This window comes from Alphaproteobacteria bacterium (assembly GCA_035625915.1).
Lineage (GTDB): Bacteria > Pseudomonadota > Alphaproteobacteria > JACZXZ01 > JACZXZ01 > DATDHA01.
This window is the reverse complement of sequence record DASPOR010000050.1, coordinates 1-23,705: the sequence shown is the minus strand read 5'-3', so window position 1 is coordinate 23,705 and position 23,705 is coordinate 1. Positions and strand designations below refer to the sequence as shown.

At 60.4% G+C, this 23,705-nt stretch carries 23 protein-coding genes; 10 read left to right on the top strand and 13 right to left on the bottom strand.

Annotation, left to right across the window (positions count from 1 at the left end; translation table 11 throughout):
- Positions 1-31 precede the first annotated feature (31 nt).
- Positions 32-601 (bottom strand): Hsp20/alpha crystallin family protein, encoded by a 570-nt coding sequence (locus tag VEJ16_04595; GenBank protein ID HYB08926.1) that lies wholly within the window; start codon positions 599-601, stop codon positions 32-34.
- Between the two features lie 113 nt (positions 602-714).
- Entirely contained in the window at positions 715-1,956 is a 1,242-nt protein-coding gene (locus VEJ16_04590) for a nucleoside transporter C-terminal domain-containing protein (GenBank protein HYB08925.1), read from the bottom strand.
- 141 nt (positions 1,957-2,097) lie between these two features.
- On the opposite strand from VEJ16_04590, the gene VEJ16_04585 reads away from it, so the two are divergent.
- A complete protein-coding gene (locus tag VEJ16_04585; protein HYB08924.1) occupies positions 2,098-2,832 on the top strand; it encodes an SDR family NAD(P)-dependent oxidoreductase in 735 nt (244 codons plus the stop codon).
- A gap of 3 nt (positions 2,833-2,835) precedes the next feature.
- On the opposite strand, the gene VEJ16_04580 is transcribed toward VEJ16_04585, so the two are convergent.
- From VEJ16_04580 to VEJ16_04570, 3 genes are all read right to left on the bottom strand, one after another.
- A complete protein-coding gene (locus VEJ16_04580) occupies positions 2,836-3,345 on the bottom strand; it encodes a GNAT family N-acetyltransferase (protein HYB08923.1) in 510 nt (169 codons plus the stop codon).
- A gap of 72 nt (positions 3,346-3,417) precedes the next feature.
- The gene (locus tag VEJ16_04575) at positions 3,418-4,257 is read right to left on the bottom strand and encodes an undecaprenyl-diphosphate phosphatase (GenBank protein HYB08922.1); all 840 of its coding nucleotides are present in this window, start codon (positions 4,255-4,257) and stop codon (positions 3,418-3,420) included.
- Positions 4,258-4,350: 93 nt separating this feature from the next.
- On the bottom strand, positions 4,351-5,925 hold the full coding sequence (locus tag VEJ16_04570; GenBank protein HYB08921.1) for an ATP-binding protein: 1,575 nt from the start codon (positions 5,923-5,925) through the stop codon (positions 4,351-4,353).
- Between the two features lie 425 nt (positions 5,926-6,350).
- On the opposite strand from VEJ16_04570, the gene VEJ16_04565 reads away from it, so the two are divergent.
- Together VEJ16_04565 and VEJ16_04560 are read left to right on the top strand one after the other, a co-directional pair.
- Positions 6,351-7,466, top strand: coding sequence for a hypothetical protein (locus VEJ16_04565; GenBank protein HYB08920.1), 1,116 nt, complete (start codon positions 6,351-6,353; stop codon positions 7,464-7,466).
- Between the two features lie 398 nt (positions 7,467-7,864).
- Positions 7,865-9,526, top strand: coding sequence for a tetratricopeptide repeat-containing serine protease family protein (locus VEJ16_04560; protein HYB08919.1), 1,662 nt, complete (start codon positions 7,865-7,867; stop codon positions 9,524-9,526).
- A 111-nt stretch (positions 9,527-9,637) separates the two neighbouring features.
- Here the strand turns inward: VEJ16_04560 and VEJ16_04555 are convergent, their stop codons facing one another.
- From VEJ16_04555 to VEJ16_04535, 5 genes are all read right to left on the bottom strand, one after another.
- The gene (locus VEJ16_04555; protein ID HYB08918.1) at positions 9,638-10,483 is read right to left on the bottom strand and encodes a polysaccharide deacetylase; all 846 of its coding nucleotides are present in this window, start codon (positions 10,481-10,483) and stop codon (positions 9,638-9,640) included.
- 68 nt (positions 10,484-10,551) lie between these two features.
- A complete protein-coding gene (locus VEJ16_04550; protein ID HYB08917.1) occupies positions 10,552-10,728 on the bottom strand; it encodes a hypothetical protein in 177 nt (58 codons plus the stop codon).
- Between the two features lie 2 nt (positions 10,729-10,730).
- Positions 10,731-11,270 (bottom strand): hypothetical protein, encoded by a 540-nt coding sequence (locus VEJ16_04545; protein ID HYB08916.1) that lies wholly within the window; start codon positions 11,268-11,270, stop codon positions 10,731-10,733.
- 3 nt (positions 11,271-11,273) lie between these two features.
- On the bottom strand, positions 11,274-12,131 hold the full coding sequence (locus VEJ16_04540) for a ParA family protein (GenBank protein HYB08915.1): 858 nt from the start codon (positions 12,129-12,131) through the stop codon (positions 11,274-11,276).
- A 280-nt stretch (positions 12,132-12,411) separates the two neighbouring features.
- Entirely contained in the window at positions 12,412-13,173 is a 762-nt protein-coding gene (locus VEJ16_04535) for a glucose 1-dehydrogenase (protein HYB08914.1), read from the bottom strand.
- A gap of 224 nt (positions 13,174-13,397) precedes the next feature.
- On the opposite strand from VEJ16_04535, the gene VEJ16_04530 reads away from it, so the two are divergent.
- Complete coding sequence (locus VEJ16_04530) at positions 13,398-13,742, top strand: RidA family protein (GenBank protein HYB08913.1); 345 nt, start codon at positions 13,398-13,400, stop codon at positions 13,740-13,742.
- A gap of 22 nt (positions 13,743-13,764) precedes the next feature.
- Positions 13,765-15,363: an FAD-binding oxidoreductase gene (locus tag VEJ16_04525; protein HYB08912.1), complete on the top strand. Its 1,599-nt coding sequence runs from the start codon at positions 13,765-13,767 to the stop codon at positions 15,361-15,363.
- A 41-nt stretch (positions 15,364-15,404) separates the two neighbouring features.
- On the opposite strand, the gene VEJ16_04520 is transcribed toward VEJ16_04525, so the two are convergent.
- Complete coding sequence (locus VEJ16_04520; protein ID HYB08911.1) at positions 15,405-15,629, bottom strand: hypothetical protein; 225 nt, start codon at positions 15,627-15,629, stop codon at positions 15,405-15,407.
- Positions 15,630-15,858: 229 nt separating this feature from the next.
- On the opposite strand from VEJ16_04520, the gene VEJ16_04515 reads away from it, so the two are divergent.
- Together VEJ16_04515 and VEJ16_04510 are read left to right on the top strand one after the other, a co-directional pair.
- Entirely contained in the window at positions 15,859-17,685 is a 1,827-nt protein-coding gene (locus VEJ16_04515; protein HYB08910.1) for an adenylate/guanylate cyclase domain-containing protein, read from the top strand.
- A gap of 193 nt (positions 17,686-17,878) precedes the next feature.
- Complete coding sequence (locus VEJ16_04510) at positions 17,879-18,949, top strand: GGDEF domain-containing protein (protein HYB08909.1); 1,071 nt, start codon at positions 17,879-17,881, stop codon at positions 18,947-18,949.
- Between the two features lie 73 nt (positions 18,950-19,022).
- Here VEJ16_04510 and VEJ16_04505 read toward each other — a convergent pair whose 3' ends face one another.
- Positions 19,023-19,421 carry a RidA family protein gene (locus VEJ16_04505; protein HYB08908.1) on the bottom strand — a complete coding sequence of 133 codons (399 nt, stop codon included), beginning with the start codon at positions 19,419-19,421 and terminating at the stop codon, positions 19,023-19,025.
- Positions 19,422-19,571: 150 nt separating this feature from the next.
- Here VEJ16_04505 and VEJ16_04500 point away from each other — a divergent pair, with 150 nt between their 5' ends.
- Entirely contained in the window at positions 19,572-20,009 is a 438-nt protein-coding gene (locus VEJ16_04500; protein ID HYB08907.1) for a cupin domain-containing protein, read from the top strand.
- 313 nt (positions 20,010-20,322) lie between these two features.
- Positions 20,323-21,303, top strand: coding sequence for a DUF3829 domain-containing protein (locus VEJ16_04495; GenBank protein HYB08906.1), 981 nt, complete (start codon positions 20,323-20,325; stop codon positions 21,301-21,303).
- A gap of 56 nt (positions 21,304-21,359) precedes the next feature.
- On the opposite strand, the gene VEJ16_04490 is transcribed toward VEJ16_04495, so the two are convergent.
- Positions 21,360-22,595 (bottom strand): MFS transporter, encoded by a 1,236-nt coding sequence (locus VEJ16_04490; protein HYB08905.1) that lies wholly within the window; start codon positions 22,593-22,595, stop codon positions 21,360-21,362.
- Between the two features lie 354 nt (positions 22,596-22,949).
- Here VEJ16_04490 and VEJ16_04485 point away from each other — a divergent pair, with 354 nt between their 5' ends.
- Positions 22,950-23,531, top strand: coding sequence for an HdeD family acid-resistance protein (locus tag VEJ16_04485; protein HYB08904.1), 582 nt, complete (start codon positions 22,950-22,952; stop codon positions 23,529-23,531).
- Positions 23,532-23,705: the final 174 nt, after the last annotated feature.

The window sequence follows — 23,705 nt, the reverse complement described above, 5'->3', positions numbered from 1 at the left end:
GCGCCTTCTTTCATGCTTAGCGCGATTGTGACTACTTCGACCTTATTTCGATCTGCCGCTCCTTCGTCTTCGCGGCCGGGGTCTTGGGCAGCGTGAGCGTCAGAACGCCCTTCGAAAATGCGGCAGCGATCTTTTCCTCGTCGATGCCGTCGGGGAGGGCGAAGCTGCGTTGGATCGTTCCGTAGCTGCGCTCGGAAAGGCGATAGTCCCTCCCCTTCTCCTCGCGCTCGGCCTTTTTCTCGCCCTTGATGGAAAGGATTCCGTCGCTCACCGATACCTTGATGTCTTTCTCGTCGATGCCCGGCAACTCGGCTTCGATGCGATAGGAGTCGGCGGTCTCGGAAACATCCACCTTCGGGGCAAGCCCCACATAAGCCGAGACAAGCGGCTCACCCGCGCGCTGGAAGGGATCGAAATTGAAAAGGCGGCTCGGGAACGACATCAGGCTCGGCCAACCTCTGAAGAAATCGTCGAAAACCCGGTCCAGTTCCCCCCTGAGACTCATCAGAGGAGATGCACCGCTTGGCCCAGTCATCGGAACGGCGGCCTGCTCGCCGCCCTTGCCCGGTTTCTGGACGCTTACGTTCCTGGTCTCGTTCATGGCCCTATTCTCCTTGCTTACCCGATAGTGGGACGCGGGGGCGCATCCCGACGCTCCTTGCAACTATGCCGGAAGGCCATCCAGGAGCATTGACATGGGTCAAGGCGGAGAATTCAGCCGGTGAGCAGGCCGGCGATCGTCCCGGTCATGCATGTCGTGATCGTGCCGGAGACGATCGAGCGCAATCCGAAATCGACGACCTCCTGCCGGCGCGTCGGCGCAAGGGTACCGAGGCCCCCGATCATGATGCCGAGGCTGCCGAAGTTCGCGAACCCGCAAAGGGCGTAAGTCATGATGAGCTTGCTGCGAGGCGTTAGCGCCTCGGGCGGCAGGGCGGCCAAGTCGAGGTAAGCGAGGAATTCATTGAGCACGATCTTGGTGCCGAGGAGCGAGCCGGCGGTGCCCGCCTCGGACCAGGGAATTCCCATGAGCCATGTTACCGGCGCCATGAGATAGCCGAGCACGCGCTCGAGCGTAATTGCGGACCCGCTCCAATCGGGGAGAAATCCGAGAAACTTGTTGACGAGGGCTACGAGCGCTACGAGCACGATGAGCATCGCGATGATGTTGACAAGCAGTGCGATCCCATCGCTCGTGCCGCGGGCGATCGCGTCCACGGTACTGCGATATTCCGCCGGGGGTGTGGCCACACCCGCCGTGACTTCACTTGTCTCGGGCACGATAAGTCTGGCCACCATGATGCTGGCCGGGGCCGAAATGATCGAGGCGGTGAGGAGCTGGCCAATCGGATCAGGCACCACGCCTTTGAGGAAGGTCGCGTAGATGACCATTACCGTTCCCGCGATCATCGACATTCCGCAGGTCATCGTCGCAAAGAGCTCGCTCCGCGTGAGTTGAGCGAGGTAGGGTCGGATCAGCAGTGGCGACTCGATCATGCCGAGAAAGATGGTGGAGGATACGACAACGCCGAGCGCCCCGCCGACCGAAAGCGTTTTGCTGAGAGCCCATGCGAAGGATCGCACGATTGTGGGGAGAACGCGCCAATGGAAGAGGAGTGCCGAAAGGGCGCTGATCACGAGCACCAAAGGTAGCGCCTGGAACGCGAGGATGAAGCTCGATCCGGGACGCATCTCAACAAATGGCAGGGCGCCACCGCCAAGATAGCCGAATACAAAACGCGTCCCGGCCGCAGTCGCGTCCTGAAGCATCGTCACGACGCGATTCAACAGCAGGAACAGGTAACGCGTCCCGGGCAACCCGATCAGGAGGACTCCGAGCGCGAATTGCATGGCGAAGCAGGCAAGAATGCCCTTAATCGAGACGGCCCGCCGGTTCTCGCTCAAAAGCCATGCGATGAGCGTGAGTGCGCCAAGTCCGAATATACCTTGAGCCATTCGTTCATTCCGTCACAGCAGCGATCGTCCCGACCCCGCGCGCCGCAAGAATACCCAATGCGGCCTCCTCATCAATGCTCAATCTGCGGAATGGTGCTATCGTCTGTCTCGTCTTTCAGGGGTGGTTCGAGTAAGTACACCATGGGCAATTCAGCGGGCGATTCAGCAAAGCGACCCCCAGGTGCTGTCGTGACGGGTGCGGCGGGCGATCTAGGCTCGGCTCTCGTCGAAAGCTTCATTCAGGACGGTTTCCGCGTCTTCGGCGCCGACGTCGCAGCGATCCCGGAGCGATCCGGGCTCGTCGGAACGACGCTCGACGTTACCGACCGCTCAAGCCTCTTTACCCTTGCCGAACGCGCGGCAGAGGAGACGGCCTTGTGGGCCTGGATCAACGCCGCCGGGATCGTCGCCGTACAACCGGTCGAAGAAGCGGATCCCGCCCTTTGGGCACGCATCATCGACGTCAATTTGACCGGTTGCTTCAACGGATGTTGTGCTGCACTTTCAGTCTTGCGACGCTCGGGTGGCCGCATCGTGAATGTCGGCTCGATATCGGGCCAGATCGGCGGCGTGGGTCCGCATCCGGCCTACGGCGCCTCGAAGGCCGGGGTCCACGCGCTAACCAAATCCTATGCCCTTGCAGGCGCGCGCTATGGCATCACCTGCAACGCGGTGGCGCCTTTTGTCCTCGAAGGCCGCATGGGTCGGGAGTTTAACGAAGCGCAGCGGGAGAAACTCGTCCGTGCGCACCCGATGCGCCGGTTGGGAAGCATAGCCGAGGTTGTTCACGCGATCCGCTACCTCACAAGCCCCGGCGCAGGCTATACGAACGGCGCAATCCTTCAAATCAACGGCGGAACTCTGATGACCGGGTAACCCTCATCCCGGACCGAGTGAGAGGAGCTTTCGGCCCGCGCGCGTGCCCTTGCGGCCGGTTGGGCGAAATCCCAATTTCTCTAGCACGCGCCATGATGCGGCATTTTCCGGCCGGCATTCCGCGACGATACGGAACGATGGAAATTCACGGCGAAGCACGGCGATCATGGCTAGCGCTGCTTCGGTCGCTAGACCTTTGCCCTGGTGCGATGCGCCGACCCAGTACCCGATTTCAATCTCCTTCGCACCCCGCAGGTGCGCGCCGACGACACAAACGAGCACCGGCGGCTCGCGGGTCGAAGCGCCGAAAAAGCAATCCTCGCCGCTTTCGTTGCGATGGATCAAGGACCGCGCGTCGGACAACGAGAAAGGTGTCGAGAGGAAAGGGATCGCGGATACGATCGCTGGATGGTCGCTCAAGTCGCGCAATGCCGACGCATCGACAAGCCGAAGTGGCCGCAAGTCCAATCGGAGCGTGCCAAAACCTTCGAGTGAGGCGAGGCGCTTCATCATCACGAGAGGCCGCCGATATCTGGGCGCGGAAACGTTTGTAAAATCTGCGCCGTGTTGCCGGCGCAACCAAAGTCAGGCAAGGAACATCAGAAGGCCGAGCGAGACCAGACCCGCGGCAGCACAGTAATAAGCGAACGGATCGAGTGCATCAAAGTCGTGCTTGCCGAAGTAGCGCATCAGGAACGCAATGCTCAAATAAGCCGTAACCCCTGCGGTCACGCCCGAGAGAAGTGCCAACGCCCCAAGCTCGTTGCCCGCAGCTTGAGCGCGAAGGAGCTTCGGCACCTCGAGGACGGCAGCACCTAGTATAATGGGAGTGGCGAGCAGGAATGAAAATCGGGCCGCTTCCTTGTGGTGCAATTTCGCGAGCAATCCGCCGACCATCGTCGTGCCGGAGCGCGAGATCCCGGGAATCAGTGCAAACGTTTGCCAAATGCCGATGACGAAAGCGTTCCGCCGACTGAGCGTATCGAGGGATTGTCCACTGCCGCGCTTCAGCCGCTCCGCCGCAAATAGCAGGACGCCGTTGACGATGAGGAAGGCAGCGGCGACGGAGGGGGTTCCGAACAGGCTTCGGATCGGCTTCTCGAACAAAAAGCCGACGATCACGGCCGGGATCGTGCCAATGACGATGAGGGCGAAGAGACGAAGATGCGCTGCGCGCTTCTCGCGCGGGCCGACCCCGACGATGGCACGCGCGATGTCGATCCAATCGCGCCAGAAATAGATCAAGAGCGCCGCCGCAGTGCCGACATGCAGGACGACAAGAAAGGGTAGAAAACTCTCGGCCCTTTGATCGATCCGCCAGCCGAGCAGTGCCGGCAGCACGACGGCATGACCGAGGCTGCTGACGGGGAAAAGCTCGGTAATACCCTGGAGTATCGCAAAAAGAATGGCCTGGATCGCCGACACGCGAACCTCATCGCAGGAAGCCGCGTGGATGCGGCACCTGCTTTTAGCCGCCGCTGATTACGTTGGCAAGCCGCCGCGGCGATGTGGGTCGCCTCACGTCCGAACGGTCAACGGAAGCTCAGGTGAGATGTTTGCCGAAGGTATCCGGATTGTGACGCGGGAACCTTGCCCGATCTCGCTCTCTACGATGATGTCGCCCTGCATCATGTGGGCCAACCGACGCGAGATCGCGAGACCCAAGCCGAGACCGCCACCGCCCGTGTGATGGCTTTCGCCTTGGACCTGGTGAAAATGGTCGAACACAAGTTCGATCTGGGCGGCCGGGATGCCGACGCCGCTATCCGTAACGGCTATGTCGATCATTGCGCTCGGCCCGCGCGAACATTCGAGCGTTATCCGACCGCCGGGGTCCGTGAATTTTACCGCATTGTCCAAGACGCTAATGAGAATCTGATGGATCCGCGCGGGATCGGCCTGGATCAGCCAGTCGTCCGAGTGCCGTGGCGCCGAGATCACGATGTGCTTCGATTTGGCGCGCGGTTCGATCAAGCTAAGTGCGCGCGCCAAGACGTCGCCAAGCCTGGTCGCACGCGAATCGATCTCGAGTTTTCCCGAACCGATGCGGCTCGCGTCGAGCACGTCTTCGATAAGCGATAGGAGGTGTCGACCGGCACCCATGATCTTCTCGAAATAGTCGACGTAGCGTTCATCGAGGGCGCCAAAGAGGCGCGTCCGCGCCGCCTCGGAGAATCCGATGATCGCATTGAGCGGCGTGCGCAACTCATGACTCATGCGAGAGAGAAACTGCGCCTTGGCGTCAATCGCCGCCCGTGCCTCAGCCAGTGCGCGCGACAAATGTTCGCTTTTTTCGGTAAGAGCGCTGTTCGCCTTCTCGATTGCTTCCCGGCTTGCTGCGCGTTCGCGCTCGGCAAGCACAATGCGTGTCACGTCGGTTCCCGTTCCCCGATATCCCGCGAAACTGCCGGTGCGGTCGTCGAACATCGGAACGCCGCTCAGCTGGACGTAACAGGGCTCACCCCCTTCCGCACGCCTGATAACGAAGCGACGATGACGGAAAGGGATGCGCGATTGGATCAGGTCAGCGAGCGGCTGCGGTTCCTCGCCCACATCCTCGAAAAATCCGAAGCCGAACAGATATTTTCCCTTGAGCACTTGGGGTGGCAAGCCGAGCACTTTCGCGATCGAGAGCGAGGCATAGGTGAAATTCATCCGCGCGTCCGTTTCCCATACCCAGTCGGAAACCGAGCGCGCCAGGTCGTCGAACCGCTCCTCGAACTGCGCTGCCCGTTGCTCAGCACGGCGCTGCTCGCTCACATCCACATAATATCCGACGACCGCTGCATTGCCGTCTTTATCGACTATTCGACGATGATGCCCCAAATAGTGTCGCAATTCGCCGAGAACGACGAAACTCTGGGATAGTTTGAGATCGCCTTCGCCCCCGATGACGCGTCGAAAGATGTCGGAGATCGGTGCGAGCGTGTTGACGGGTTGACCGTCATTTGCCTGCATGCCCGGACTGAGCAGTGAGCGAAAGGCGGGATTGGCGAAGCTGATGCTGCCGTCGGCGGTCGCCATATAAAATGGAATTTCGGCTGAGGCGATGGCTGTGCGAAGTCGCGGATCGGGATTACCCGTCTCCGCCAAAGCACTGCCCCGGATCGATCCGGTACCTGCAGGTGATTCTGCCGGGCCGGAACCCAATCCTGATGCCTTGGCATCCAGGATCAACCGAGGAAACAACACCCCCGCTCCTCCGCCCAAGATGCGAGTGCACCCGGATAAATTCGTGAGGAACCCTGCAATCCGCACAGAACCACGAACAATCCGGGGCCTTGTTGCCCAGGTATTTCTAGTCCCCTGGCGTTAACGATATGAATACGTAAACTTTTGTCAAGTATTTACTCAAAAATTGGTAAAAATTTGGTTAGCAAGCCTATCGAATTGTCCTTTATTCCAACGTTTTGACCTAAGCGATGCGCACCACGTCCATACGAGCGCTAACGCTTCTTATACTCCCGTCGGATTAGCTTGACGGATACACAAGACGGGATCGGGCAGGAACCATATCGATGGCGGACATGCAATCGACTGCCGGCGAGCCAATAGAGGTGGCGGCAGCCACGCCGGTCGACCGCCGTGAGGCTGCCCCGCTTGCGCCCACACTCCACTCTGAATTCGTCGCATTCGAACATCGTTTCTTTTCGGCGTTTCCGGAGCTTTATTTTTACCACCCCGAGCTTGGCGGCGAGCCGGTCGCCGTCGTCAACCTTGGCGAGAATGAAGCAATATTGACGTTCCGAGGGATCAAAGCCGAGTTCGGCATCTCCGATGACTCGCCCGACGGACACATGCTTAAGCTCGTTGCGAGTGGGCTCTCTTTCGTGAACGGGCTGCGCGTGGGCGACCCCATCCCCAAAGAGGTGACCAGCGGCGAGGCTTCCTGGAAAGCATCGAAACGGCACTACGAGGTCGCATACGGTCGGATAACCTTAGGGCTCGTGAACTGGATGTCGGGCAACGACCACGTGACCGCCGAACCGAATCGGTTCAAGCAGTTCGGCGCGGATCAACAATCGAAGCCCAAGATTACCGCGGCCATCCAGAGGGCGGCGGATCAGCTTGGGCTCGGCAGCGCAGGAATTGCGGACGTCACCGCCCGCGTCGTCACGCTCAGCGAGTCCCTTGCATTCATCGAAGCCCTTCGTGAGAAGGTCCTGTCCCTTGACCTGATCGAGCAGAAATTGGAAGTGCTTCGCCGCCTCTATGGTCTCGAACGCAGGGTAAGCGAAGCCATTGAGCCATGCATTCGGTTGGCCGCCAATGCGCATAGTCAGTTCAAGGCGAAGCTGAGCGCGGTCGACAGCGAAACCACGGATGTCATCAGCACTCTCACGGAACTCGATGGAAAACTTGAGGTCATTCGAATGGCGCGCGACGATCTCCACCGGCGCCTCATGGCCTGGGCAGAAGTGATGGAAGCGTGGCATGCGTGCAGGCTGGAGGTGTCCGACGAGAATCACGATCTTATCGAGGAGACTTATCGCTTCCTTGCCCCTCGATATCTTCTTGTAAAGGAGTGGGTCCTCATGACGAAGGCCGCCATCCGCACCGTCAGCCCACAAAAAACGATGACCCGCATTTTCGTCCGCCGCGCCAAGCCCATTTCACGCTTGAAGCGCTGGTAGTCCGCCGCCGGGCACGCGCCAACATTTCGCGGGCCTCGCGTTTTGCACGCGTTTCGCGCGGCAGTCTCGAATAACAAGATTTTCTAATTTTCTGCGTCGGCGACGACGGCTCGACGATCGCTAGTGCGATGGATTTGAAGTTCCTGTCCTTTTGGCGGCATCCGCGTTTAGGAACTTCAAATCCGAATGCCACGTTCGATACGACATATTACTGGTGTGGCTTTAAATCCGAAATTCGCTCACGGTCCCGCACCCAGATGCGGCGAATTTCGGACTCGCAACACGAGTGTTGCGTTGTACGCCATGTCCTTGGTTCAACTTTAACGGGATGATATTGTGCGCCATCCGTGTCAGTGCGGCGACAGGACTGTTCCCCGGGAGTATCGATGGGAGTTTCGATGTTTGGGAGCGCCATTGGACTGCTTCGTATCTCGATGCTTTCCATGCTTTTCGGGGTGCTTTTATCGCCTCCGGTGCGGGCCGGGCTCAGGGAGGGTGTCGATGCATGGAACCGTCATGACTACGCAGCCGCGTTGAAGGAATTCCTGCCGCTGGCCGATCAGGGAAACGCGGAGGCGCAAGCGTATGTGGGCGCTGCGTACCTTCGCGGGCAAGGCGGTCTCGCGGACCCGGTACGGGCAATCGATTATCTGCGACGTTCGGCCGAGCAAGGTAATGCCGCTGGCGAAAGCGAATTGGCAAGCGCATATCTGGTCGGTCGCGGCGTTCCACGGGACAATGCCGAGGCCGCGAAATGGTTCCGCAGGGCCGCCGAGCAGGATGACCCATCGGCAGAGACCGCCTACGCGCAGTTGCTGCTCAACGGCGTGGGTGTGCCCAAAGACGCAGCCGAAGGCCTCAACTGGCTCAAAAAAGCCGCGACGCAAGGAAATGCGTCCGCTGAGTTCTTTCTGGGCCGGACCTATTTCAATGGCGACGACGTGCCCAAGGATGCGGCAGAGGGCGTTCGTTGGCTCGAACGCAGTGCTGCACACAACAATGCCGACGCCCAGGAACTCCTGGGCCTTGCATATTATGCGGGGACGGGTGCGGAGCAGAACTATCAGCGCGCGATCGAATGGTTCCGCAAGGCGGCAGAGGCAGGGCGCGCGCGCTCCCAATTCATGCTCGGCACGCTCTACCTGCAGGGTCTCGGCATGCCGAAGGACTATGAAATCGGCTTTTTCTGGCTAAGCCTCGCCGCGGCCAGCTATCCCGAGGGAGCAGACCGCAATAACTCGCTGAAGGCGCGCGAATTCGCGGCTGCGCGGCTCAACGCGGTCCAGCTCGCTCACGTGCAGAAGCTGATCGCCGATTGGCGTTCCGGTGCATCGCAAGTCTCGGGGCAAACGGCCAAGACGACCCAATCCTCCGACCCATCCTCTTCACCTGGCAAGCCGCGGACGCTCGACGACTTCGCCCACCAGTCGACCGGTACGGGGTTCATTGTCAACACATCGGGCGATGTGCTTACCAATAACCACGTCATTGCGAGCTGCGATGGCGTCCAGATTCGAGCGGGTGACGGCCAATCCCGGCCAGCCGCCATCGTTGTGCGCGACGAGAGGGCCGATCTGGCACTCTTGCACGCGTCACTCGGCAACGCTTCGATCGTCACCTTCCGAGAGGGTGCCAATATTCGGGCGGGCGATGAGGTGGTCGCCCTCGGCTATCCGCTGCCCGGCATGTTGGCAAGCCAAGTAAATGTCACGACCGGTGACGTGAGCTCGCTTGCCGGAATCGGCAACGACCCCCGCTTCCTGCAAATCTCGGCGCCCGTCCAGCCCGGCAACAGCGGTGGACCAATCTTCGATTTGTCGGGCAATCTTGTCGGTGTTGTGACAGCCAAGCTTAACGCGCTCGCACTCGCCAACCGCACCGGCGACATCGCGCAAAACGTGAACTTTGCGCTCAAAGCAAACGTGGCGCGCGATTTCCTCGACGCAAACCATGTCGTCTACTCGACGGCAAGTTCCGAGCGCGATTTCAAGGCCGCAGATGTAGGCGAGCGCAATCAAAGATCCGTCGTTCTCATCGAATGTTTGCGCCAAGGCAAATAGCTGCGAGGCAAAGAGGGGCGGTCCCGATCTTGCGCGCGCACCCGAGATTTTCGCTTCTGCATGAGGCGGCAAGCCGGTGCGGCCCGATCGGTCCCGGTCGTCGCGTATCGATCACCGCCCCGCTTCACGCTTGGGAAGGGCCAGCCATTCTGCAAGCGCGTCCTCCATGGTCGCGAACACGGCACCTCGCTCGATCAATCCAAGGATCAGCCGCTCGAGCATCAGCATTCGGTGACCGCGCCCGATGACGAACGGATGGCAGGTGTAGGTAATGACGCCCCATTCCATGATACGGGTCATGTAAAGAAAATCGTCGGACCAGTTGTGCAGTACGTTGTTCGCCGACATGAGACCGGGAAGGACGAAGTTCGGGGTGCGCAGAAATTCGAAGTGGGGATAGTCGTCAAGAGTCCAGCTTATGGGAAGCTCGACGATCTTGCTTTCAGCACCGCGTTTGAACGGCTTTTCGAGTTCGACGACGTCGCCTTTGCGCGCAATATAGGGCGTGTAGTCGTTGCCCATCATGCTGCTGTCATAGAGGAAGCCGTTCCGCTCCAAGATCTCGATGGTGTGGGCGGAAAGGTCCCACGAGGGCGAGCGGTAGCCGCGGGCGCGCCGTCCGCTCAGGCGCATGATCGCATCATTGCCGCGAACGATCTCGCGCTCCTCCTCCTCGCGGTTGACGCTCGCCGGCGGACGATGGGTCCAGCCGTGGTGGGCAATTTCGTGACCGGCCGCGACGACCGCCTCCGCCTCATTGGGAAAACTCTCGATCGTGTGGCCAGGTATAAACCAAGTCGAACGGATCGTGTATTTGGCAAGGAGTGAGAGAATGCGGGGTGCGGCGACCGAACCGAATTCGCCGCGCGACATCGGTGTGGGCGAGGTCATCCCACGCGCGATCCAACCCGACACGGCGTCGAAATCGAATGTCAGGCAAACCAGGTGCCGTGTCATGATTCCCTCCCTGAAGGCGGCCGCGGCCGATCTGGGGCCGCAAATCCACCACACCAGGGAGGATGATATCAGGACGCGTAAGCTTGGGTATAGCGTTTGAGCCGCTCGGCGTGGATCGCCTCGAGACACTCGAAATAGAGTTGGACGATATGAACCGCCTTGGAACCGATGATCTCCTCCGTCGATTCCTTCTGGAGAATCGCTGCCGCGAGGATCGCGGCGATCAATCTGTCATCGGTCTGCACACTCACAACTCACCGTTCTTGAGCCGATGCCAACCATCGGCGATGATCTCCTCGTCCGCCGGCACGCCGCGCGGCAAGACGTGATCCAGAAAGATGACGGCGGCACTTGCGAGAACTTCCTGATACGACGTGTGGGCGACCGTTGCGACGGCGCGCAGACGGTCGAACTCGTCCGGCCAAAGGCGAAGGGTGAGTTGGCGCCGCTTCGATGTCCTGACGGTGCTGCCATTAGCCTGTCCGTTACCCGCGTGCGGCGTGCTCCCGTGGCCTTCGGTTCCATTCGCGACTTCAACCTGAGCGCCCTTGGCAAGGAGTGCGAGCGGAAGAATATCCGGCCGAGGGCCACCCGCGCCGACGGGATCGCGTCGCCGAATGAGACTATTCAGATCGTAACCATCGGCTTCGACGGCATCTTCGCTCGCGGAAAGCGGGCTGATCGCCGGCCGAGGAGTCATGGGCGTCAAGCGCGCACCGGCCGGCATGGCCTCGCCTTTATGCGCAAGCAGTGCCGATTGCAGAATGTCGGGCGTTGCCTCTGTCATTTCTCACGCCCTCGCAACGGCGCGATCGCCTTCGACCGTCCGGCGTCCGAAGCCGGGCTGGTCGCCAGTCCCGGCAGCGAACACATGCCTTGGTGCGGACACCTTGGCGAGGCGTTGTCCCCGGCGATGGATGCGCCCGAGCCTGCCCTCAAGGTAGCTCCACACACCGTCAATTTCGGCGGCCGCCGGCGTGTCGGGCCTGACCTCCATCACCGTTCGGCCGTCGATCATGCTGATTGCGAAATCCGTGCGCTGGTGCACGACCACGGGAGAAACCGTGCCGTGCTGGGAAAGGGCGACGCAGGTCTCACCGGTGATGCGGGCGCGCAGCGACGCGCCGTTGACGACGAAGACCAGCGGCAGACTATAGTCCTCGATCATGTCGAGCGTGGGGCCGAGTGCGCGAAGGTCGTGCGGGCTTGGCCGCGTCGGAACGACCACGAGATCCGCGTGTCGCACGACTTGCCGAACCTCGTTTGTGATCCGTGGCGGCGTATCGATAAAGATAAATCGCATGCCGTCGCGCTCGAGTGCCTCGATGTCGCGCGTCAGGTTGGCGACGCTCGTGCGCACGAAGAGCGGCGATTCCGCCTTGCGCGCGTTCCACCACGCGGCCAGGCTGCCTTGCGGATCCGTGTCGATCAGCGCCACGGGTCCCAAATTGGCGCGAGCCGCCTGGACGGCGATATGCCCGCAGAGCGTGGTCTTTCCGGTTCCCCCCTTCTGTGACGCGAAGACGATCACTTGCGTGCCGCCGCGCGAGGCAGCCGCCGGCGTGGCACGGTCGGAACCCGGTGCCGCCGGGTCCCGCTCTTCCGGCGCACCACCCCCATCGAACGAGCCAAATTCGCCTGCTTGCATCGATAACTCCATTCGCTGGCCGACCGCAGCGGTCCGCCTTTATGGCCTCAAACCGAATTTCGGCATCCCGTCGTTTGTGGCGGTTTGCCTTTCGTCGTCGCGGAGGGGTCGCCGTCGTTAATTTTTTCGTGGTATTTTACTTAATTTTTCGGCAACTATACTTTGCTCCTCCTATAGGTTTCACTGTATTGAACAGCAGGAAGTCTTAAAAATCGACTAATCGGGCGTAATGGAAGTATTAAGACCGATCGATCGTTCGAGACCGCTCGGCCGACCGCCGCTACCCTTGCGCCGAATAGCCGCCGTCGACCGCGATCGCCGTTCCGGTGACGAAGTCGGACGCCGAACTCGCGAGGAAAACCGCGATCCCTGCATGGTCCTCGGGGACCCCCCACCGGCCCGCCGGCGTGCGAGCAAGGACTCGCTCGTGAAGGCCCTCGACTTCCTTTCGCGCGCGGCGCGTGAGATCGGTGTCGATCCAGCCGGGCAGAACCGCATTCACTTGAATGCGGTCCTTTGCCCATGCGGTGGCGAGCGCCTTTGTGAGCTGCACGATTCCGCCCTTGCTCGCCGTATATGGCGCGGCAAAGGATGCGCCGAAGATCGACGTCATCGAGCCGATATTGATGATCTTGCCGCCACCTGCTTTCACCATTTCGGGATAGGCGGCTTGCGAGCATATGAAGGCGCTCGTGAGGTTCGTCTCGATCACCGTGCGCCAGTCGCCGAGCGTGTATTCTTCAGGCTGCTTGCGGATGTTCATGCCAGCATTGTTGATAAGAATGTCGAGCCGACCGAAGCGCGCCAGGGTCGCCGCGACCATCGATCTGCACGATGCCTCATTCGTGACGTCGACCTCGACCGAAGCCGCCTTGTTGCCAAGCGTCTTCACGGCGGCTTCGTTTTTTGACGCGTTGCGACCGGCCACCATGATTGCCGCGCCGGCTGCTGCAAGTCCCTTCGCCATACCAAGGCCGATGCCGCCGTTTCCGCCGGTCACGACCGCAACGCGGCCGGAAAGTTCGAAGAGCTTCATGAGCATATCCCTCCTTTTTCTGGGCAAGCCAATACCCGGGCCCAATCGCGCCACCGAGGCATCCTACGGTTTTGGCGTGAGTGGGCGCCAGTCGCCGATAGTGCCTCGCTCGCATAAGCGGCTCTCGCCATCAGTGGATTGCGACACCTCTCACCGCTATTATGCGTTCTCGCGAGGACCCTCGCGTCTCGATCGGATCAAATCAACGGGATCAAGCCAAGGAGAAAGCCATGATTAAGCGCTCACAGATCGGCCCGCGCATGAGCCAGATCGTCGTCCACAACAACACGGTTTATCTTGCTGGCATGGTGGCCGACGACCCCTCCGCCGACGTGGCCGGACAGACGCGCCAGATCCTTGCCAAAATCGACAAGGCCCTCGCGGAAGCTGGCACGGACAAAACCGCCATCCTGATGGCGACAATCTGGCTATCCGACATTTCGACGTTCAACGCAATGAATGGCGTGTGGGATGCATGGGTTCCGCAAGGTCATACGCCAGCACGCGCCTGTGTCGAAAGCAGGCTTGCAGCACCTCAATACAAGGTGGAGATCCGCGTTATTGCTGGGCTCTGAGCGCCAGCACGCGGGGGGCATCGTGGGACAGGCTCGGCTCAAGGTCTTCGGTTGGGGGCGTGAGGGTGAAGGACTCACGGCCGAGGAAGAGGCCTTCATCCTCGAAAGATATAAGACGCGCTTCAACGTAACGAATTTCGATGAGGTGCGCGTGAAGCCTTTCGCCCAGGCTGAGTTGCGCCCCCCTCGCATCGCCCCGCCGCCGAGCCTGGCGCCGATTTGCTCGAGTGCGCCTTACGACCGGGCCGCTCATACCTACGGCAAATCCTATCCCGACACGGTGCGGGGAATGCTCGGCGACTACGCGAATGCGCCCGACGTGGTCGCCTATCCGCGAACGGAAGCGGAGGTCGCCGCACTGATCGATTGGGCCGGCGACGCCGGGGCAATCGTCACACCCTTCGGCGGCGGATCGAGCGTGGTCGGGGGCGTCGAGCCGCGGGATCCAACTGGGCGCTACAAAGCTGCGGTGACGATCGACCTTCGCGAATTGAGCAAGGTGATCGAGGTCGATCGCCAATCTCGCGCGGCGTGCATAGAAGGTGGGGCCTTCGGACCCGCAATCGAGGCGCAGCTCAAGCCCCACGGTTTGACGCTGCGTCACTTTCCCCAAAGCTTTGAATTTTCCACGCTGGGAGGATGGATCGCGACCCGCTCCGGCGGGCATTTCGCATCGTTTTATACACACATCGACGACCTCGTCGAGAGCCTGCGGGCCGTAACACCAAGCGGCATTCTAGAATCGCGCCGATTGCCCGGTTCAGGTGCTGGACCAAGTCCGGATCGCCTCCTGATCGGGTCCGAGGGAATTCTCGGAGTGATAACTGAGGCGTGGGTGCGGCTTCAGGACCGTCCGCGCTTCCGGGCCGGTGGTGCGGTGCGCTTCAAGGATTTCTTCTCGGCGGCACGCGCCCTTAGGGCAATATCTCAAGCCGCCCTCTATCCCGCCAACTGCCGAATTCTCGACCCGCAGGAAGCACACAATACGGGTGCCGCAGACGGCGGCGTCGCAATCATGGTGCTGGCATTCGAGTCGGGCGATCATGCCGTAGACGCGTGGCTGAGACGCGCCCTCGAGTGCTGCGCCGACCATGGCGGGACCCCCGAAGCATCGGAACAAACCGATGCGCATCGCACGGGCTCTGCTGGCAAATGGCGCAACGCCTTCATCCGCATGCCTTACGCACGCGAGCGATTGGTCCCTCGCGCGATCATCGGCGACACATTCGAAACGGCGATTACGTGGGAGCGCTTCGAGTCGTTCCACGATCGCGTGAAGGCCGCAACCGAAAGGGCGATTGAACACGCGACGGGTCGGCCCGGCCAGGTCACGTGCCGCTTCACACATGTCTATCCGGACGGCCCGGCACCGTATTTCAGCTTTCATGCCCTTGGCCGCCACGGCCGGCTTATCGAGCAGTGGCGGGAGATCAAGGCAGCCGCGTCGGATGCCCTGATCGCCGCAGGTGGGACGATTACGCACCACCACGCCGTCGGGCGCGACCATCGGCCCTGGTACGACATGCAACGCCCCGATCTTTTTGCCTTGGCGCTCAAGAGCGCCAAGCGCGCACTCGACCCACAGAGCACGCTAAATCCTGGCGTACTGATCGATCCGTGAAGTAGCGTGAATCAGGTGCGGCGCCCAGCCGATTTCTAGAATCAAGCGCCTTTGCGCGGTCGGCGCGCGGACTTCAAGGGCTTGTCCCGATGCGGCGACGCATTGGCAGCTTGAGCGGCTTTCTTCAGAAGTTTTCCAACGCAGGCACGATCGACGCCATCGCTTTTCATCACGGCGAGCACGATCGGGTCGGAAAGCATCTCGCTCAGATTCGGCTCGCCCTCGAACATCGTCATCTCGACCTCCCGCCGCTTTGGATGCGACATGTGTTCAATTCCCGTTTCGATCATGGCGGGATGGATAGCACCGGCATGGATCGTGTCGCTGTGAAATGCGTCACATGGCTATACGGATTTTCTCGAGGAATCCTGCGCTCGCGGCCGAATGTGCGCCCGACATTTTTTGGTCCAGACCGCTCGCCACCCCCGTGTCCCGCGCCCCATTGGTGCGTTAGAATGCCGAGGTGAAAACCACGTCGTCCGAAGGCAACACTGGATGCTGGGTGTCAAGCGGTTGACATGGGAGTGGCGATTCGATCAGCCACCGGAGAAGATTTGGCCGATATTTTCCGACACGGCCCGTTTCAACGAAGCTGCTGGCCTTCCAAGCTATCAGGTGCGGGAGATCCCGCAGGCAAACGGCAACATTTTGCGGCTGGCTAGTGCGAAAGTCGGGGGCGTTCTATTCGAATGGGACGATCGGCCCTATGAGTGGGTGCAGAACCGGAACTTCAGCCAAACCCGAATTTTCCGCAATGGCCCCCTGAAGACGTTCGGGCCGATCTTCGAATTGCGCCGCGACGGTGGGGGCACCGTCGCCACGTACAGCTTGCTGGCACGACCCGGCGGCATTGTCGGTTGGCTCCTTCTTAGGCTCGGATTTCTCGAAAAAGGCGGGCGCATGATCAAAGCGCTGATCAAGTCGGCGACCGCTCATCTCGCGGGCGATCAAGCCCCGCTTTTCGAATATGCGCCTCCCCGGCTTCCACAGGGTGCGGCGGAGCGTGTTGCCGCCACGGTCACCGAGATCGAGAAGACAATCTACGGACACGGCCTCGCGGCACGACTTGGCGATTTCCTTCTGCATGCACAGGAAGTCGACCTCGCTCACATGCGGCCGTTGAAGCTGGGTCGCGATTGGGGCGTCGAGCCGCGGTTCGTCGTCGAATTGTGCTTCGAGGCGACGCGCGCCGGGCTACTGAAGCTCAGCTGGGATTTGCTCTGCCCGCGCTGTCGGGGAGCGAAGAGTTCCACCTCGACCCTCGATCAATTGCCGAACCAGGCGCACTGCCCGTCCTGCAATATCGTCTTCGATGCGAATTTCTCCAAGAACGTCGAGTTGAGCTTTCGACCGTCGCCGACCGTCCGCGATCTTTCGTCGGGCGAGTTTTGCTTGAGCGGCCCGCACACGACTCCCCACGTCGTGGTGCAGCAGATCTTGGAGCCTGGCGAAGAGCGTGGGCTTGCGGCCACACTTGCCCCGGGGCCCTACCGACTGCGCACGCTTGCGCCCGGCGGCGAAGTCGACGTCGATTTCCCCGGCGACGGATTCCCCACCTTCATCGTCGAAGACGATCGAATATCGCTCGGCGGTCCAGCGCCTCCCGAGACGCTTCACCTTGTCAATCGAAGCGGGCGCGAGATCGCCTTTGTGATCGAGAGTCGCGCATGGGTCGCGGAAGCGCTGACGGCGCATCGTGCAACAACAATGCAGGCCTTTCGCGATCTTTTACCAGAACAGGCGCTGCGGCCGGCCGAGCACGTCGAAATCGATAACGTGACGCTCATGTTCACCGACCTAGCGAGTTCGACATCGCTCTACGAACGTGTCGGAGATGGGCAAGCCTATCGGCTGGTGCGCGATCATTTCGACTTTCTCGCCGATGCCGTGCGTCGGAACAATGGCGCAATCGTCAAGACAATCGGCGACGCCGTCATGGCGGCGTTCAGTGAACCGGCCGACGCCGTTCGCACCGCACTCGATATCCAAGGCCAAGTAACCCGCTTCAACGCGAACCACGGCGGCGAGGCGATAACGATCAAGATCGGCCTGCATGGCGGTGCCTGCATCGCGGTAACGATGAACGAGCGCTTGGACTATTTCGGTTCGACCGTGAATATCGCCGCGCGCCTCCAAGGCCAGAGTCAGGGTGGGGACGTCGTGCTCTCTGAACGCCTTTCGGCAGACCCGGCGGTCTCAGCCCTCCTTGGCGATCGGCCCGTGACCACCGAGATCGCGCAACTGAAGGGCATTGCCCGCGCCGTGACCTTTCGGCGGCTCCTCGGCGATGGCCGCGTCACCAAAGGTGGGGCAGCGAAATAGAAGCCAAATCGCACACCTTTGACCTCATTCGTCTCAGCTTGGCAGGATGCCACCACCCGGGTCGAGCCAAGGAGTTGACCCGGCCCAACCACGATTTAGTCCATCGTTAACCAAGCTCTTGTATTGGACAAGCGACCGCACAGGCCAGCGCATTTGCCGGCAAGGCTCCCGGCTCGTGTCCAGGAGTGCAAGGATGCAACTTGACGAGGATCAAGCGCGCACACGCGAATTTGCCGAGGCAGCATTGGCCTGGATGGCCAAACTCGCCGTTCCCCCGCTTCCACGGAATTATCGGCTTTTCTTCGGCTATTTCGAGGGGACACACCCCGATCTTGCCCAGGCCATCGATCGCGTGGAGAAGGACGGGCAAGGCTTTACGGCGGCAATTCTCGAACAGTTCCATGAGCGCTATTTCGGCGTCGACCGGCAGGAACGCGCGGTTCACAACGCCGCCCTATGCTTCGGGGAACTCGCCGAACGGATCAAGGCCCTCCTCGGCGAAGCGGGCCAAGATATCGAGCAGTACGGAAGTACTCTCGGAAACTTCAATGACTCCCTCGAACGGAACGACCAGCCCGAACATCTGCGCATCCTCGTCGGCGAACTGGTGGCGGAAACGGGGCGAATGGTCGAGCGAAACAAGGATCTGGAATCTCGGCTGAGCCGCGCATCGGACGAGATGACGGCTCTGCGCGAGGATCTCGTGAACGTCCGCAAGGAGGCGCTGAACGACCCCCTCACCAAGATCGCCAACCGAAAATGCTTCGACGACACGTTGCGCGAGGCCGCGAGTCATTCGTTCAGCACCGGTGAGCCGCTTTCGCTACTCATGCTCGATATCGATCATTTCAAGACTTTCAACGACCGCTTCGGCCATCAGGTCGGCGACGAAGTCCTCAAAGTCGTGGCACGGACACTCGTACGGTCAGTCAAGGGACAGGATCTTCCGGCCCGCTATGGCGGGGAGGAATTCACGGTCATCCTGCCGAACACGTACCTCGAGGACGCGGCGACGCTCGCCGGCCAGATTCGCGCCAACGTCGCGACGAAGCATATCGTCCGAAAGATCACGGGTGAGGATTTCGGAATCCTGACACTTTCGATCGGCGTTGCCCAGTATCGTCTTGGCGAGCGGCTGGCGAATTTCGTGGGGCGTGCCGATGAGGCCCTATACGCGGCAAAACGCGACGGTCGCGATCGTGTCTCCGTGGCGTGCGAACCCGTAGACAACTTCGGAACAGAAGCACTGGCCTCGCGCAGTTGACGCAACGAAGCTCAATTTCGGTAGTTTTACCCGCAAATCGGCAGCCTCAATCGCGATGATCGCGATCTCGACCCTAAGGGCGGCGCGCGATGGCGTCGATTTCGACGCGGGCCCCGCTCGCCAAAGCAGTGACCCCGATGCATGTTCTTGCAGGCAGGCAATCCTTTAGAAAATAGGTTCGGTAGACCGCGTTCATTCGCTCGAAATCCTGCGCAAAGTTCGTGAGGAATACCCGCGTCGCGACAAGGTGCGAGAAATCGAGGGCGAGCGGCGTGAGAACGTAGGCGAGATTTTCCATGACCAGCCGGGTTTGTCCTTCGATGTCGTCCGGCAAGGCCCGGTGCTCGTTCGGCGGATCGTTTGCGACTTGACCGGCGACGAATACGAAGCCGCCGCCCTCGACGGCATGACTGTAGGGAAAATCGATCTCGCGTCCTCGCAGGAAACGATGAAACAAGGTTTCGGTGGCCATGATCCCGCCCCGGCTCGCCTGCTGACTGACGATCGAATATCATATGTTTGAAGCAGTCAACTCATGACCCGCACATTTCGGCGATCTGCGAAGTCATTGACTCGTTGAAGGGCCGATCTTGAGCCACATCCTTGAGAGGGAGCCCGCGCAATGCGCACTTTATTCACAACACGCTACTGGATCGTTCCAGGCTCGATCATGCTTTCGGCCTGTGTGCTCAGTGTTGTGCTCGGGCTGAACGCGACGGGCGAGGACGCCGGCGCCATGGTCAAGCCGGTCTTCACGCAAATGCTCCCGAATGTGCCGGGCAAGACCCTCACCGCTGTGGTCGTGAGTTACGCGCCGGGCGGAAAATCGGAAAAGCATCACCATGCCGGAAGCGTTTTCGCCTATGTCCTGAGGGGTGCAATTCGGTCCGAGAACTCCGCGACCGGGCCGAGCAGGGTATATGTCGCCGGCGAAGCGTTCTTCGAACCGCCGGGAAGCGAGCATCTTGTCAGCGAGAATGCAAGTGAGACGGAGCCAGCAAGCCTTCTTGCCGTATTTGTGGCCGACACCGGGGAAACGCTGACAACCTTCGATAAGTAGGGCAGCTTCGCCGAATAGAGATTCAGCTTGCGTGGCTTTTAAGTTCCTAAAAGCGGCCGCCGGCAACTTCAGCCCGAATGGCATGCGCCGCCTCTTCCTTTCGGCTCGTCCGCATTTCACCGCCGGGTCGGCTCGCTCTCGTTCGATCGCTGAATTCATCGACGGCGGTATTAACACGATGAATTGATAAATGATCGCAGAAAATTGTTGTGAAATTTCAATATCTTGAGTTGCCCGCCGCCTCACTCGCGAATTGAATTCGCGCGCCCTGCTTTGAATCTGGTTCTTCGAATGGAGTGGGACGGGCTCTGCGATGCTGAAATCCTTTCGCCCCCTCACCTTCGCGCTTGTCGCGACCATTGTTTGGCTCGGGGTTGGCTGTGGATTCCTGCGGGGATCGGCGCGCGCCAACGACGCGGACGATGAGGCCCTCGAAAGAAAATTGACCCCCATCATCGATTGCATAAACGGGTCGGACAAGAATCTACAGGAAGCTTTTCAAGAATACGGGCGGCTGCTCAACGATATAAAAAAGAACCCGAGCGAAAGCAGTGCCTCATTCAAAATGGGGTTCGAAAATATCGACCGTGGCCACAAGATGTCGCTCGAATGCGCAAGCGATTTCGAAATGATCGCTAAGCAATCGCCCAAAATCGACGATATTGACCGGATGACGGCCGAATATGCAGCAACGATTCGTGCGTTTGCCCCCCTCTCGATTCAGGCCGATGCCTATTACCGACAGCAGGGCTATAGAAACGACAGCTGGGCGAAGGGCAAGGCGCTCGACGATCAGCTCGCACCTCTGATCGCAAAACTCGAGGGCCTTTCCGCCGACATTCATAAGGCGGGGGAGCGGGAGGCGAATGGCATTCACGACCGTGCGCTCGCCACAATCGAGGCCCATGAAGGCAAGGGCTTCGCGTGGCATACGCTCCATTACATGATCGAGGCGCGCAAAACGCTGGACGCGATCGAGGCAATGGCGGAGAGCGGCACGATCTCGCGGGACAAGGTTGGCAGCGCCGTCGCACCGCTACAGGCTGCATTCGAGGATGCGAGCGCATATGCGTCGGCCCATGCCGACGAAGCGAAGGTAAAGTCAGGCGCAAAATTGCCAGGCTGGATCTGGATCAGCGCCACAGCCGGCTACTACCTGAAACAGGCCAACGACCTGCGCGTAAAGCTGGATGAGAAAAATTCGCCGGCCAATCTGGAGACGAACTTTCAATCCCTCGTCGTCTCGTATAACGGTCTTGTAGACGCCTATAACAATTACGAGGCGCAGGAATAGCAAACAGGAGACGATTTGGCGAGGGCGGTCCCATTGCGACGCGCGGATCGTGGTCGCTAGGTTGCGCGTGCCGGGCTGGCTTGCTTGTGGAAGCTGACGCCTCGCGCTTCAAGCCCAAATCCGGTTATGACCGCGATGACCACGGCGACGACGCCGACGACCAGCAACAAGGGCATGCTATAGTCGTTACCGTGACGCTCGGCGATCCCGGACTGGAGCGTTGCATTGTACGAAGCGATAAGATTGCCAAGCTGATAGACGAAACCCGGAAATGTTCCGCGCGCCCTGGGTGGGGAAAGTTCGTTGAGATGCGCCGGGATCACACCCCATGCCCCCTGGACACAAATCTGCATCAGGAAGGCGCCCAGCCCCAGTAACACCGGGTCTGTCGACAGCGCCCACAGCGGTAGGACTGGCAGCGCCAGAAGTGAAGCGATAACAATGGCGCGTCGCCGTCCGATCCGCTCGCTGAGATTGCCGAAGAAGATGCCGCCGCAAATAGCGCCGATATTGTAGACGACAGCAATCGTCCCGACGGTCGCCGAGTCGAACTTTAGCTGGACGCGCAGGAAAGTTGGATAAAGGTCCTGTGAGCCGTGGCTAAAGAAATTGAACGCGGTCATCAGCACGACCAAGTACAGCGCCAGCTTCCAATGCTTGGCGACTGTCGTCAGCGTAGGCTCGTGCGGGGTATCCGCATGCGCGGTCCACACGGGCGACTCCGGAACGAAGGAGCGGATATACACCACAAGGAGCGCTGGGAGCGCCCCCAGCATGAGCATGCCGCGCCAGCCGATGATGGGAAAGAGGAACCAGAAGGCTAGAGACGCAATCAAATAGCCACTCGGATAGCCGGCCTGGAGCAGGCCCGAAACGACGCCGCGCGCCCCGACCGGAATGCTCTCCATCGCCAACGACGATCCCACACCCCACTCCCCACCCATTGCCACGCCGAACAAGGTACGGAGCACGAGCAGCATGGTCAGGCTCGACGAGAAGCCCGACGCGAATCCAAGCATTGAATACAGAAGGATGTTGACCATCAGCACGGGGCGGCGCCCCCACCGGTCAGCCGCGCGCCCGAAGATGAATGCGCCGACCGGGCGCGACGCGAGAGTCAGGAACAGCGCATAGGATACGGCCTCCACGTCGGTGCCGAAATCCTGGGCGATGTCCTTGAGGACGAACACCATGAGGAAGAAGTCGAAGGCATCGAGGCTCCAGCCAAGAAATGCCGCGACGACAACCAGCTTCTGTTGCTTGGTCCAACCGGACAATGCTGCGAGGGCCATTTGATCCTCCCGACGTTCGTGGTGGGAAAATCAGTGTCCGCCATAAGCCTTCAAACAACCGATGCGATCGCGGGGCGGTCCGCCTTTCGCCACACTAGCTGCGCCCACGTTCTGATCCGCAGTAGTCTACGGTGGTTCGCCGCTTGACCATAGACAAAAAGAAAATCCCGCAATCGGGGGAATGCAGCCTCGCGCAAAATCATCGCGGTTTCGTATTCGCGCGCCCGAGGGGATCAAGCTTAGGCGCTCAGGCAGCGCACGTGGCACGATTCGCCGGCAGCATCGAGACGGGAGGTCTTCGCCGCGGCCACCCAGTGTGATAGTGTTAGCTAAAATCATAGTGGGGGTGCGCGCATGAGCATGCCATCGCACAATCCCGTCGGACTGGCCGGTCTGGCGAAAGCAATGCACGAGCATTGGCGGCTGTTCCTGATCGAGGGAATCATTCTAAGCGTGCTCGGGGTGTGCGCAATTATCGTCCCACCTATCGCGGGCCTCGTCGCAACCGTCTTCCTCGGATGGATGTTCCTCATCGCGGGTGTCGTGGGTTTCGTCGCCACGGTCAGAGCGCGACGCGCGCCGGGATACGGCTGGGCGTTGCTATCGGCAATACTCGCGGTGATCGCCGGCGGCGTATTGCTGTGGAATCCCTTCCAAGGCTTGGTCACTTTGACTTACGTGCTCATCGCTTTTTTCATCGTCGATGGCATTCTGATTATCGTTCTTGCCCTTGCCCATCGCCGCGAACTGTCAGGAAAATGGGAGTGGATGATGGTGAACGGTGTGATCGATCTGGTTCTCGCGGCCATCATCATCTCCGGCTGGCCCGGCACGCTTGCGTGGGCGCTAGGTCTTCTCGTCGGGATCGATTTGTTGTTCGGCGGCTCTTCACTCATCGCCATGGCGTTGGAGGCGCGCAAAGCGGGGAGCGCCTGACGCTGCGACGTGAAGCGATCAAACGTTCGCAGCGATCCATCGAAGCTGTTCGGCGATCGGGGTGCATTTAATCCGCGATGAAAAAAGTTGCGCGCGAGAGGAACAATCCGTCAAGCGCGGTTAGGCCTTCGCTTCAAGGAACGAGCCTATTCGCATGGCCACCATGTGAGGAAT